9 protein-coding genes are annotated in these 14,151 nt (G+C 50.3%); 1 reads left to right on the top strand and 8 read right to left on the bottom strand.

The features are described from left to right. Nucleotides 1-52: 52 nt before the first annotated feature. The 5 genes from B2X65_RS08650 to B2X65_RS08630 form a co-directional block, all read right to left on the bottom strand. Nucleotides 53-3,058: a TonB-dependent receptor gene (locus tag B2X65_RS08650; protein ID WP_290611995.1), complete on the bottom strand. Its 3,006-nt coding sequence runs from the start codon at nt 3,056-3,058 to the stop codon at nt 53-55. A 25-nt stretch (nt 3,059-3,083) separates the two neighbouring features. Beyond that, the gene (locus B2X65_RS08645; protein WP_290611993.1) at nt 3,084-5,720 is read right to left on the bottom strand and encodes a glycoside hydrolase family 16 protein; all 2,637 of its coding nucleotides are present in this window, start codon (nt 5,718-5,720) and stop codon (nt 3,084-3,086) included. A gap of 255 nt (nt 5,721-5,975) precedes the next feature. Continuing rightward, nucleotides 5,976-7,805: a glutamine--fructose-6-phosphate transaminase (isomerizing) gene (glmS, locus tag B2X65_RS08640; protein WP_290611992.1), complete on the bottom strand. Its 1,830-nt coding sequence runs from the start codon at nt 7,803-7,805 to the stop codon at nt 5,976-5,978. Between the two features lie 50 nt (nt 7,806-7,855). Beyond that, a complete protein-coding gene (locus tag B2X65_RS08635; protein WP_290611990.1) occupies nt 7,856-8,623 on the bottom strand; it encodes a DeoR/GlpR family DNA-binding transcription regulator in 768 nt (255 codons plus the stop codon). Between the two features lie 118 nt (nt 8,624-8,741). Next, a complete protein-coding gene (locus B2X65_RS08630) occupies nt 8,742-9,305 on the bottom strand; it encodes a DUF1439 domain-containing protein (protein ID WP_290611989.1) in 564 nt (187 codons plus the stop codon). 138 nt (nt 9,306-9,443) lie between these two features. Here B2X65_RS08630 and B2X65_RS08625 point away from each other — a divergent pair, with 138 nt between their 5' ends. Continuing rightward, nucleotides 9,444-10,583, top strand: coding sequence for a dicarboxylate/amino acid:cation symporter (locus tag B2X65_RS08625; protein ID WP_290611988.1), 1,140 nt, complete (start codon nt 9,444-9,446; stop codon nt 10,581-10,583). A gap of 208 nt (nt 10,584-10,791) precedes the next feature. On the opposite strand, the gene glmU is transcribed toward B2X65_RS08625, so the two are convergent. From glmU to atpD, 3 genes are all read right to left on the bottom strand, one after another. Beyond that, nucleotides 10,792-12,168, bottom strand: a complete 1,377-nt coding sequence (gene glmU, locus B2X65_RS08620) for a bifunctional UDP-N-acetylglucosamine diphosphorylase/glucosamine-1-phosphate N-acetyltransferase GlmU (protein ID WP_290611987.1) — start codon at nt 12,166-12,168, stop codon at nt 10,792-10,794. Nucleotides 12,169-12,318: 150 nt separating this feature from the next. Further along, on the bottom strand, nt 12,319-12,735 hold the full coding sequence (locus B2X65_RS08615; RefSeq protein ID WP_290611986.1) for a F0F1 ATP synthase subunit epsilon: 417 nt from the start codon (nt 12,733-12,735) through the stop codon (nt 12,319-12,321). Between the two features lie 24 nt (nt 12,736-12,759). After that, complete coding sequence (atpD, locus tag B2X65_RS08610; RefSeq protein WP_290611985.1) at nt 12,760-14,145, bottom strand: F0F1 ATP synthase subunit beta; 1,386 nt, start codon at nt 14,143-14,145, stop codon at nt 12,760-12,762. Nucleotides 14,146-14,151: the final 6 nt, after the last annotated feature.

Raw genomic sequence — 14,151 nt, 5'->3', positions numbered from 1 at the left:
CCGCAAGCGGGCACCAAACCGGAGTTACAACAGGGAGGGTATTAAACTATTATTAATTGCCCATGGTGTATCTGACACCAATGGCGTACCGCGGACCATATTGAGCGGCACTTAAGAACTGTCTTTCGAACCGGCCAAAACTGCGCTCGGTTTCATTGGTCAGGTTAATGCCTTCAAAGAATACAGTCAGGTTTTCATTAATGTCGTAGTTAACACTTAAATCCCACTGCAAGTACTCTTCCACATAATTAGGCGGCGCATCGGTGGTATCCGGCTGGCCCTGTCCGGCCAGATATTCATCACGCCATGCGGCCGTTAACCGTACAGACAAACCTTCTTTCTCGTAAAAGAGCTGCCAGTTAGCCGAGTTACTCAAACCGGGCAAAATTGCCTGTGCCGCCAGCACGAAATTATCGTACTCGACGTCACCGTCAACCAGTGTGCCGTTTATTCCCGTGCCGAAACCACTGTCGCCAAACACATGCTGAACCGCAAACTCCAGGCCGTTTACCTTTCTGGCACCGACGTTTTCAGGAGAATTAATTGTCCACTGAATCAGTGGGTCTGTGTTCGGATCCGGTAACACACGGTTGTTTTCACCTATACCCACACCATTGGCAACAATCTCATTGTAAATGGCTGAATCGGTGGCCTGATCGCCACGAGCCTCGATGGCCGCAACCGCATTATTCCAACGCTGGCCCTGATAAACGTCGTGCAAGCCCTCGAAAGTGGTAGTGACTTGTGAGTTATCGATCCAATCGTCAACGTCTTTCCAGAACAGCCCTATGGCTGCATAGCTCGCCTCGGCATAGTAATACTCAAAGGAGATATCCAGGTTAGTTGACTCGAATGGCTTCAGATTAGGGTTGCCGCGGCTACCACTTCTGGCGCCTATCTTGGGTGAAGGCGTCAGGCTAAGGTTACCCAGCATCTGCCCCAGGGTAGGCCGGGTAATGGTTTTACCTGCGGAGAAGCGTCCAACCCAATCATCGGTAATGTCAACTTTCAGGTCAAACATTGGCAGCAGTAAGTCATAGTTACCGGTGAAATCGACTTCCACCAGATCTCCGCCACCAGCGAACTGAGTCAGCCATTCCGAACCACCGGCCCAATAGACATACTCAGGTACGCGGCTCTTAGCAGGACTAATAATGTCGGTTTCTTCATAACGCAAACCAAGGTTCACATCGACATAATAACCTTTGACCTCAAATTCCCACTCTGATGAAACATAAAGGCTGACCGTTTCTTCTTCGATGCTATTCACCGGGAACATGTCCGGCCCGAATGAACCAATCTCGTACGCATCGGCACCCAGCACATCCTGTGTCAGGAAGGCCATTTGCCGGATGATGGCTTCATCGATATCATAGGTATAGGCATAGCCGGGTGATACGCCCTGTGGCCCGAAGGAAAATTCATCCAAGAAGTTACTTAAATCAACACGGGTAAACATGCTATCCGGGAATATTTCAGCAAAGGTACCGTTGTTAAATCCCGGCGCGTTGGCGTTGTTCGAGCCGCCTGAGCCGCTAAGCGATTGTTTGGTGTAAGCCGCACCAAATGAAACACCTCTAAGGCCATAACCAAGTTCGGGTAACCAATCTCCGCCAACCTGATACTGAGTCACTTCTGATTCACCCGGTGTGCGGGTGAAAATGCTGAAGTTCGAGCCTATTTCATTGGGGTCGAGTTCATTGGAGCCATTTTGCCACCTGATGTTGTAGCCTGGAATATCACCCTCGCGGAAAAAATATTCCTTGGATGACAGCGCAGCTGACCCCAGAATAATCCGTGCCTGTGCCCCCAATCCCTCATCCATGCCATTGTCTGTGGTGGTTTTAGAGGTATGCGCATCAAAACTGAAATTTAGTGAGTCAGAAAACGTCCAATCCATATTGAGGCCAGTGGCTTTTGAGTCAACTTCGCTCGTTTCCCTGAACCCGGTAAAAGAGCCATCATCACCGGATGAGTTGTAATAAATAGCCGTACCATTTTCATCCAACTCATAGGCATTGGCGTTGCCGCCGAAGGAACCGTTCCATACCCCCCAGGACAACGAGTTATTGCCAGTCACCGCATTGGAGACGGTGTGATCCAGGGTAAAGATCATATGTTCGGTTGCCGCAAACTGAAAGGTCACCTGGCCATTGGTCCGCTCACGCTGAATATCATCGCGGGCGAAACTGATTTCCTGCGGAAAGAACGCTGCCGTAACAGGCTGTAAATCACCGTTGGCATCGGGTGCCAGGAAACGGGGAACGATTTCGCCGTTGGCATCCACTGGCCGGCCATCCACAATATCTGACGCATCCACCGACAAGGACGGGTTTAACTGCCATGAACGAACATTGGCCGACTGCCGTTGGAAATCTCTGCGGTGGAAGGAGAAGTTAGCGGTGACGCCGAAACGGTCATCCATAAAGGTATTGCTGTAAATACCCGCCAGTTCGGGTGTCACGTCATCACCGGCTTTATTCGAAGAGTCATGCAGCCCCTTGGCCATAACAGAGTACCGCTCTCCCGGGTTTTGGAAGGGTTTAGCAGTAACAATATTAACCGTTGCGCCCAGGCCGCCTGTTGGCACATCTGCCCGGGCGGTTTTGTATACCTCTAACGCACTGACGCCCTCGGAGGATAAGTTTTCGAAGTTAAACGACCGTGAAAAACCCGTTCCCGCCATCTGACGACCATTAAGCGTAACCAAATTGAACTCAGGACCAAAGCCCCTTACGGTAATCTGACTGCCTTCACCGTTTGCCCGACTGACCGATACCCCGGTAATACGCTGCAACGATTCAGCCAGGTTGGTATCAGGGAACTTACCCATTTCTTCTGCTGAAATGGCATCCACTACGCCCGAGGCTTCGCGTTTCACGTCCATCGAACGCGCTAAACTACCGCGAATACCCTTTACCTGAATAATCTCTACTTTAACGTCCTGCGTCTGCTCTTCTGTTGCTTCCTGAGCGTGCACCGGCATTAGCAGGCCGGCTGTCAGTACAACTGATACCGCAATGGCAACCGGGCTTTTATTAAATAATATTGGTTTCATAATGGTTTTACTCTCGTCGCACTGATTAGTTATTAGAAATTTCAACGTTATCAATCTGATACACTGCACCTAACCCAGTACCCCAGGCCGGGAACACCATAATCACATTGATGTCGCTGATATCTAAGCCGGCGTCAAACAGGCTTTGTAACGAGAAGCTGTATCGCTGCCACTCACCGGTAACGGGCGCCTCATCGTTGTTGCCAGCAGCCAGTGGCAGCTCTACTGCACTGGCTGCGCCAGTCGATTCAATTTTAAATAACCAGGTTGAATCCGGATTAGCCGGGGCATCAACGACCCGCATGTCAAAGCTAACGCTGCCGTTAGCAAGCAGTGGCGTAGCATCGTACGACACACCCTCGTTGGCTAGGATACCCTGCACAGTTTCTGGTGAACCCAGCACTGAGTACTGCGCGACATTGCCATAAGGGGCACCGGCATCGACCACCTGAGGGGTTGAACCGGCACAGCAATCCCATAAGGTCCACTCCGGGTTCACCGCATCACGGAACAGCGATAACATACCGGCACTTTGCGCGTTAGGATTGTAAATACGAACGTTATCCAGGCGGTACACGGCACCATTACCGGTATCCCAGGCAGGGAATACCATCAGTACATCAATCGCGCTGATATCCAGGCCAGCATCAGACAAACTTTGAATGCTGAAAGTGTAAGTTGCCCACTGGCCGGTAACCGGTTCCTGCCCTGCGCTGCCAGCACTTAACGGCAGCTCAACAGCTGATGCAGCTCCATCGGCTTCAATTTTGAACATCCAGGTCGAATCGGGGTTGGTCGGCGCAGTTACTACTTTCATTTCAAATTGAACGACACCTTCGCTTAGTAAAGCGGAAGCATCAAATGGCTCGGCTGCGGCTTCAAGCAAGCGAGTATTAAAGCCCATTACTGTTGGCGTGGCGCCAATAGTAAACTCGGCAGTAAGACCATGGGCTTCATCGTCCATCACTTCAACCGGGGTGGTGCCGCCACAACAGTCCCACATTGGCCAGGCTGGGTTTTGCTCGTCGGTAAAGATAGTTAACTCTGGTGATGCACCCTCTGGCTGGGAAATTTTTACGTTATCGACCCGATAAACTGCACCATTACCGGTATCCCAGGCTGGGAAAATCATCACAACATCAATGGCCGATAAATCCAGACCGGCGTCGGCCAGCATTTGCAGCGAGAAGGTATAAGTTTGCCACTGGCCGGTAACCGGCGCAATGCCTTCATTACTGGCGGTAATAGGCAGTTCGGCGGCGGTGGTATTTTCGTTGCTCTCTACTTTAAATACCCAGGTCGAGTCCGGGTTAGACGGCGCTGATACCACCTGCATATCAAAGCTGACGCTGCCGTTTTCAATTAACGGTGAGGCGTCAAACGGGCTGGGCACCCCTGCCGGATCGGTAATAAAAGCCGAGCGGGTAATAAAGCCATTTACGGTAGGCTGAGCATTAACAACAAACTCATACACATTGCCACGGCCCTCAACTTCAACCAGCGCCGGGGTAGAACCACCACAGCAATCCCAGGCAGGCCAGTTCGGGTTCGGTGTATCAGCAAAAATAGTCAGGTTTTGCGCCACACCGGTAGAAGGGGGTGACGGGATGGGTGCTTTACCGAGCACCAGCGTTTGTTCATCTTTGTAGCCGGCACGTACGGTTTCACAGCCTTTGCCGCTGTCTAAGTCCTGGCCACATTGATATACCCGGACATAATCAATTTCATAGGTCTGGCCATCTGCAAAAGCGTCAGCATCAATTCCCAGATTATTAACGTTTTCTGGCCAGTTACCGCCTACAGCTAAATTCAACAGCAAGTGAAAGCGTTGGTCAAACGGCGCGCTGCTCCACTGGGTTTTCAGTTCGCCGGTGATGATATCAAAGTTTTCAGTGAACCAGCCACGATGACTCAGGCCAACGGCCTCGCCCCGGCTGTTAAAACGCACTTTTGATGCCATCTGGGTTTGATACAGGTAATCATCAACATACCAGCGAATTTCACCCTCGTTCCACTCAATGGCATAGGTATGGAAGTCATCAGCCGGATTGGCGCCATCAGGCAATAAATAAGCCTTTCCAGAGTTGGAGTTATTTGGTGCAGAACGACCATAGTGCAGCGTACCATGCACATTGGCTTCAGCCACGCCGTCTTCACCTACAACCTGCAGGTTAACGGCTTCCATAATGTCAATTTCGCCAGATTTCGGCCATTCGCCGTACACATAATCAGTCGGTAACATCCAGAATGCCGGCCAAGAGCCCTGACCTGAGGGTAATTTGGCGCGCATTTCAAAACGGCCATATTTAAAGTCGCCTTGGTATCTGGTGTTCAGCCTGGCGGAAGTGTAAGGCTGCACCGCGCCTTCTTCTGCTGGCAGGGCGACAATTTTCAGGGTGCCGTCTGACACAAAGGAATTGTCCGGGCTATCGGTATAGCATTGCTTTTCGTTGTTACCGCCGCCGGCGCAATTTATTTCATGCGTCCACTTATCGTCATCAATGCTGGCACCGTCAAATTCGTCACTCCATACCAGTTGCCAATCACTTACCGGCGCGGTTGGGTTAACAGCCGTAAGATCCGTGGTAGTAGCAGTATCGCCACCACAACCGGCCAGGCCTGCCGCCATTAATACGGCGGTTAACGTTGAAATTTGTTTCATTTTAATTATCATCCCCTGGGTCTTTGCTACCTGCTGACTGAAACGCCAACACCATAAAAGGTATCTGCAACATAAAATGTAAGCGCTTACAAAAGGTAGATGATTAAATTTCAGCCGTCAATAGCGGCGCGATAAAAAGCCTGTTCAAATCAGGGCAAACCGTGGCAATTAAATTGCATTAACTTTAAATTTCAATGACTAAGCATGCACCAATAAAAAAGGGCCCGAAGGCCCTTTCCTAACATTTGGTGCAGCTTATTCAACCGTAACCGATTTCGCCAGGTTACGCGGCTGATCGACGTCGGTGCCTTTGATAATGGCAACGTAGTAGCTTAACAATTGCAGCGGTATGGTGTAGATAATGGGCGCGATTAGCGGGTGCACGTGTGGTACGTTAACCACGCGCTGGGTGGCGTCAGATTTGAAGTGGGCGTCGATGTCGGCGAACACATATAAAATACCACCGCGGGCCCGCACTTCTTCCACGTTAGATTGCAGCTTTTCCAGCAATTCATTGTTAGGCGCGACCACAATAATCGGCATGTCGGCATCAATCAGCGCCAGCGGGCCGTGCTTTAACTCGCCGGCAGCGTAAGCTTCAGCGTGGATGTAGGAGATTTCCTTCAGTTTTAATGCCCCTTCCATGGCGATTGGGTACTGATCGCCACGGCCCAAAAACAACGAATGCTGCTTGTCAGCAAACTCTTCGGCCAGGTTTTCAATATTACCTGCCAGTTGCAGGGTCTCTTCCAGCTTAGCTGGCAATGATTTCAGTGCGGCCACCATGTCTTTTTGAGCTGCCGCGCTTAAACCATTATATTTACCAATAGCCAGGGTCAGCATCGCCAGGCCAACTAACTGGGTGGTGAACGCTTTGGTAGACGCCACGCCAATTTCGGCACCAGCACGGGTCATAAAGGCCAGGTCTGATTCACGCACCAGTGATGAACCGGCTACGTTGCAAATGGTTAAACTGCCAATATATCCGGCTTCTTTAGCTAAGCGCAGTGCCGCTAAGGTATCGGCCGTTTCACCTGATTGCGAAATACTGACCAGCAGGCTGTTTGGCTGTACGAATGATTTACGGTAACGAAACTCTGAGGCAATTTCGACATTACAGGAAATGCCACCTAATGACTCTAACCAGTAGCGTGCCACCATACCAGAGTGATAGCTGGTACCGCAGGCAACAATTTGCACATGTTTCACTTTCTTAAATAGCTCTGCAGCGCCATTACCAAAGGTTTCGTCCATTACAGACTCGTTGCTTAACCTGCCTTCCAGCGTATTGTTGATAGCATGCGGCTGCTCGTAAATTTCTTTTAGCATAAAGTGACGATACTGGCCTTTGTCGCCGGCGTCGTAACTAACGGTAGATTCATGCACTTCGCGCTCTATTGCATTGCCGTTTTTATCAAAAATACTAACGCTGTGACGGGTAATTTCCGCTACATCGCCTTCTTCTAAAAAGATAAAGCGGCGGGTAACCGGCAATAATGCCAGTTGATCAGAAGCAATAAAGTTCTCGCCAATGCCTAAGCCAATTACCAGCGGGCTGCCCGAACGCGCTACCACCACCCGGCTGCTGTCGGTTTTATCCAGCAACACAGTGCCATAAGCACCATGCAGCTGTTTTACTGCTTTTTGTACCGCCGCCAGCAGTGAACCGGCACTTTTCAACTCTTCTTCAACCAGGTGAGCAATAACTTCGGTGTCGGTATCAGAGGTAAACACATAACCCTTGGCTTTTAACGCATCACGTAGCGGGTTATGGTTTTCAATAATGCCGTTATGCACCACGATAATATTGCTGGATACATGGGGGTGGGCGTTACGCTCGCTCGGCTCGCCATGGGTGGCCCAGCGGGTATGGGCAATACCGGTACCGCCTGCAGTTGGCGTTAACGCAACCGCATCGGCCAGCTCTTTTACTTTACCCAGGCGACGCAGCCGTGTCAGCTCGCCGCTATCGCTGACCACTGCAACACCGGCCGAGTCATAACCACGGTATTCCAGGCGGCGCAGGCCTTCAACCAGAATATCCACCACATCACGTTGCGCTACGGCGCCGACTATTCCACACATAATTTATCTCCGTTAATCCGTTAAAATTCAGCTTATTTCGAGCGGGCGAATCAGGTATTAACCCGAATCACCTTCACCCCTTGTTCGGTTATCCTGGCCGCCGCATCGTCAGTTAAACCATCGTCGCTAACCAGTACTTTTATCATGTCCCAGGGCAGTTCCAGATTATGGATTTTCCGCCCCAGCTTGTCAGATTCCAGCATCACAATCACTTCACGGGCACTTTCGGCCATAACCCGGCTTAAACTGTACAGCTCGTTGTAAGTAGTAGTACCACGCGCCAGATCTACGCCATCAGCACCAATAAACAGCTGATCGAAATCATAAGCCCGTAACACCTGCTCGGCCAGCTGGCCCTGAAAGGCCTCGGATTGCGGGTCCCAGGTGCCACCGGTCATCAATAAGGTGGGCTCGTTCTCCAGTTCACGCAGCGCATTAGCAATAGCCAGTGAATTGGTCATGACCACCAGGCCTTGCTTACTAGCCAGCTCAGGCAACAAGGCTGCCGTAGTGCGGCCGCTGTCGATAATAATCCGGTAATGATCTTTAATCAGTCCGGCGGCGGCCTTAGCAATTGCCAGCTTTCGCTTTGAAACTTTCTCGAAACTGGAGTCGGCAATAAAATCCTGCGGTACCGGCACCGCGCCACCATAGCGACGCAACAACAAACCCGCTTGCTCCAGCACCGTTAAATCTTTACGAATGGTTACTTCTGACGTCTGGAAGCGCTCTGCTAGTTGCTCTACAGACAATTCGCCTTGTTGCTGCAACTGGCTGACAATAAGGTGTCGGCGCTGCTGAGTATTACGTTTATTCATCGTGGCACTCAATAAACTTTCAAAGATGTTTCAGAACGAAAGATATTGTAGTGATTTACCATCAAATTACAAGCCACTGCGCGATAAAACAACAAATTTACCGCCAGTGGTAATTATCCTAACGCGTACCGCTTGGGCTAAACGCCAGCTTGCCATCCTGCACCGCCATATTTACCGGTACAGCAGTCAGTAACTTTACTGTTGGGTTAGTCTGGTCCAGTCGGTACACCGGGTTCGAGGCCAGGTAACCATTAACCAGTTGCAAAAGTTCATTGCTTACCGGCGCTAAGTTGCCGCGATATCCCGCAGCTTCAATACTGCTGTCGAGCAATTTAACCGATCGGATAAAAATGGCTTTTTCCGTAGCGTCATAATAAGGCGCTCCTTCAATTTGCAGCTGTAAATTGGCCGGGTAACTTAAGCCAAACAAAGATAATACAGCGGAAGCATCAGTGTTTATCCGCACCAAATCACTGTTATCGGGGCCTATATCAACCTGCATTTTGTCTACCGCCATTTTCAGCGGAATACCTGCTACATTCGCCTGGCGGGTCAGTTTCGGTAGCTGCGATGACAGCATCTGCTCTAAATCTGCCTCGCTAACATTGTAAGTAGACAATGACCCCAGCTGCGCACAGCCTGCCAGCAATAACATACCCATCAAAGCCATTATTTTATGCATAAGTTTTTCCTTAAAACCAAGTTCGCTGTGTTACACAGTAACGATAGCAGCTGAGTATAACCTGAATAAGAAGTTATGTTATGCTCTGGCCGGTAAATCCAGATCCAGATAACAACCAATAATAAACGAGAATCCACTATGCAACTGATCCTGAAACTGATTGCCGGTATTGTGCTGGGTATGCTGCTCGGCTTATACGCGCCACACTGGCTTACCCAAATTCTGATTACCTTTAAAGCGCTGTTTGGCCAGTTATTGTTTTTTACTATTCCACTGCTGATTTTGTTCTTTATCACCAGCGGTATTGCTGCCTTGCCCCAGAAATCGGGTAAGTTACTAGGCCGTACCTTAGGTATTGCTTATTTATCGACTATCACAGCCGGCACTCTGGCGTTTTTAGTCGCAGCAATTGTAGTGCCTATGCTGGCCCCGGCTGGCGAGGCCACATCAACCGGCGTGGTAGCCAATTTAACCCCTTATATTGAAATGAATATACCACCGGTATTCGGCATTATGACGGCGCTGGCGCTGGCCTTTATTTTTGGTTTAGGTATTGCCGCTACTCAGGCCCAGCAGCTTAAGCAATTGTCGGATCAAGGTCGAGATATCATCCAGCTGTTATTATTAAAAGTAATCATACCGCTACTGCCATTTTATATTGCCGGGGTATTTGCCCAATTAGCGGCCGCCGGCACGGTGTTCAATACCTTACAAACCTTTGGTGTAGTGTTAGTTCTGGCGGTGCTGCTGCACTGGGTCTGGATCCTGGTGTTGTATAGTATTGCCGGAGTTAAGGCTGGCAAGTCGCCGTTGCTGCTGATTAAAAACATGCTGCCTGCCTATTTCACTGCGCTGGGTACCATGTCAAGCGCTGCGACTATTCCGGTTTCACTGCAGGCCACTAAAGCGAATGGCGTAAAACCCAATATTGCTGACTTTACGGTGCCGCTTTGCGCAACCACCCATTTAGCTGGCTCCACTATTACTATTGTCAGCTGCGCCGTAGCGGTAATGGTAATGCAAAATGGCCTGGAAATTCCGTCGCTGCTTACCATGCTGCCTTTTATTCTGACCTTAGGTGTCGTCATGTTGGCCGCTCCCGGCGTTCCAGGCGGCGCGGTAATGTCGGCCGTAGGCCTGCTGGGCTCTATGCTGGGTTTTGGCGAAGCAGCCGTAGCCATGATGATCGCGCTGTATATGGCACAAGACAGCTTTGGTACTGCCTGTAATGTTACCGGCGATGGCGCTATTGCCGTACTGGTAGATAAAGCGGACTAAGCGGTATTTGAACGCGTAGGTTGGAATCCCGATGTGGGCGTCACAGAGTGTTTGAGCCCTGCCGCAGGCACAAGGGCGAGTTGCTGTGGCGAGCCAAAGCGGGAGTTGCAACCGCAGCAACCCGCAGCCTGACATAGCCTACTTTTCTATACAGTCCGTTAATAAAACAGCCCGCTTTTGCGGGCTGTTTTATTACTAAGTTCAGGCATTATTTTTTTATCTTAACCGGCCGCTGCCAGCCTTCGATATGCCGCTGTTTGGCACGGGCAACTACTAACTCGCCGTCGCCCGCATCGCGGGTTAATACACTACCCGCACCAACCGTAGCATTAACACCTACCGTTACCGGCGCTACCAGGGAGCTGTTAGAGCCGATAAAGGCGCCATCGTGAATGGTAGTAACAAACTTATTGGCACCGTCGTAGTTACAGGTAATGGTACCGGCGCCAACATTCACCTTGCTGCCAATTACCGCATCGCCTAGATAAGTTAAATGGTTAGCTTTAGAGCCTTTACCCAGGGTGGTTTTTTTCATTTCAACAAAGTTACCCACATGGCTGTCATCCAGCATCACGCTATCTGGCCGTAGGCGGGCATAAGGGCCAACCGAGCAGTCGCTGCCAACCGTGGCTTGTTCAATCATCGAGTTCGGCTTTATTTCAGTGTTATCGCCGATGGTGCAGTCTTTTAAAATACAATTTGCACCAATGCTCACGCCTTTACCCAGCACCACGGTGCCTTCGAAAATAACGTTAATATCGATCATGACATCGTTACCAACCTCAACCGTACCACGAATATCCAGCCGGGCCGGGTCGCGCAGGTTGGCGCCAGAGAGCATCAGCTCCTGGGCTTTACGTTGCTGGTAAGCCCGCTCCAACGCAGCTAATTGCACCCGGTTGTTAGCACCTTCCACTTCCATCGCATCTTGCGGTTGCGCGGTAGCAATCTCGACACCGTCGCGGTGGGCCATGGCAATGACGTCAGTTAAGTAATATTCACCCTGAGCATTGCTGTTAGACAGCTTACCCAGCCAGGCTTTTAACTGTTTACCCGGCAGCGCCATAATGCCGCTGTTTACTTCACTAATCAGCAGTTGCGTGGCATTGGCATCTTTTTGCTCGACAATACCTACAACTTTGCCGCTATTATTTTCACCATCGCGCATAATCCGGCCATAACCGCTCGGATTCGCTAAGTTTACCGTTAAAATTGCCAGACCGTTGGCCGGTTTTACCGCTAGTAATTGTTGCAAAGTTTCCAGGCGGGTAAGCGGCACGTCGCCATATAGCACCAACACGGTATCGTCATCGGCAATATTCGGGTTAGCCTGGGCGACCGCATGGCCGGTACCCAATTGTTCGGCCTGTAACACCCAATGCAGCGGTTGCTCGCCCATAGCCACTTTTAAGGCTTCTGCGCCATAGCCATATACCAGCTGTGGCTTTTCGGCACCCAATGCCCGGGCGGTATCAATAACATGTTGTACCATTGGCCGCTCTGCTACTTTGTGCAGCACCTTGGGTAAGTCTGATTTCATCCGTGTGCCTTTGCCGGCGGCCAGAATGACTACATTTAATGCCATATAATAAATCCCTGTAATCGTGTCTTGTCGATCGTGTGCTTAGTCAGATTGGTACTTATTCTAATAGATATCGCCACAGATTGCAGGGGCGGTTAACGTTTTACCAAATAAAAAAGCCACCCGCAGGTGGCTTTTCTGACAAGCTTAAACTTACTTTTTGCGCAGTTTCTGAATTACCCGCAGCTGGGCAATGGCCTCGGCCAGTTGCGCTGCCGCTTCAGCATAATTGAAATCTGCACCGGCGTGTTGCATCGCTTCGGTTGCCCGTTTCTGGGCATCTAACGCAGCCTGCTCATCCAAGTCTTCGCCACGTACCGCAATATCAGCCAGCACGGTAATGCTGTCGGGTTGTACTTCAAGTACGCCACCGGCTACATATATTACGTGCTCTTCACCGAACTGCTTCACGATACGGACCATGCCAGGTTTCAGAGGAGTCAGTAACGGGGCGTGAAAAGGTAAAATACCTAACTCGCCCTCACTGCCTGTGACCTGCACGGACTCGACAAGGCCAGAGAAAATTTTCTCTTCAGCACTTACTACATCCAGTTGCACTGTCATCGCCATTTCGCTCTCCTAAAGCCTGGTTGCTTAAAGCTTCTTCGCTTTTTCGATCGCTTCGTCGATAGAGCCTACCATGTAAAAAGCCTGCTCTGGCATGTGATCGTATTCACCTTCCAGAATGCCTTTAAAACCACGGATAGTTTCTTTCAGCGGTACGTACTTACCTGGCGAGCCAGTGAATACTTCAGCTACGAAGAAAGGCTGAGACAGGAAACGCTGAATTTTCCGCGCACGGTAAACCAGGGTCCGGTCTTCATCTGACAATTCGTCCATACCTAAGATGGCGATAATGTCTTTCAGTTCTTTGTAACGCTGCAGTACCGTTTGTACGCCACGGGCTACGTCATAATGCTCTTTACCGATAACCAGCGGATCTAACTGCCGTGAGGTAGAATCCAGTGGGTCGATTGCCGGGTAAATACCCAGTGAAGCAATGTTCCGGCTCAGTACTACCGTTGCATCTAAGTGCGAGAAGGTAGTAGCTGGTGATGGGTCAGTTAAGTCATCCGCAGGAACGTATACCGCCTGAATTGAGGTGATAGAACCGGTTTTAGTAGAGGTGATACGCTCTTGTAACGCACCCATCTCTTCAGCCAATGTTGGCTGATAACCTACTGCTGATGGCATCCGGCCTAACAAGGCTGATACTTCAGTACCGGCCAGGGTATAACGGTAGATGTTATCCACGAAAAACAGTACGTCGCGACCTTCTTCCCGGAACTTCTCTGCCATGGTTAAGCCGGTTAACGCTACGCGTAAACGGTTACCTGGTGGCTCGTTCATCTGACCATATACTAACGATACTTTATCCAGAACGTTAGAGTCTTTCATTTCATGATAGAAATCGTTACCTTCACGGGTCCGCTCACCTACACCGGCGAATACTGAGTAACCGCTGTGTTCGATCGCGATGTTCCGGATCAATTCCATCATGTTTACGGTTTTACCTACACCGGCACCACCGAACAAACCTACTTTACCACCTTTGGCGAACGGGCATACCAAGTCGATAACTTTAATACCGGTTTCCAACAGGGCGTTTGATGCAGCCTGCTCTTCGTATGAAGGTGCAGCGCGGTGGATTGACCAACGCTCTTCTTCACCGATAGGGCCCGCTTCGTCAATCGGGTTACCTAATACGTCCATAATACGACCTAAGGTCGCTTTACCGACAGGAACCTGAATGGCTTTTCCTGAATTTCCAACCTGAGCGCCACGACGTAAACCGTCAGTGGTACCCATTGCGATAGTACGAACTGTACCGCCACCCAGCTGTTGCTGCACTTCCAGCACTAACCCAGCCAGATCACCGTCAGTCACGTTTAACGCGTCATAGATGCTAGGTACCGCTTCTTGTGGAAAATCGATATCCACAACGGCGCCAATGATTTGGACGACCTTACCTTGACTCATGATGTT

It is taken from the genome of Arsukibacterium sp. UBA3155, assembly GCA_002364615.1.
Taxonomy (GTDB): domain Bacteria; phylum Pseudomonadota; class Gammaproteobacteria; order Enterobacterales; family Alteromonadaceae; genus Alishewanella.
The sequence above is the reverse complement of the archived record's forward strand: the minus strand, read 5'-3'. Positions and strand labels throughout refer to the sequence as shown.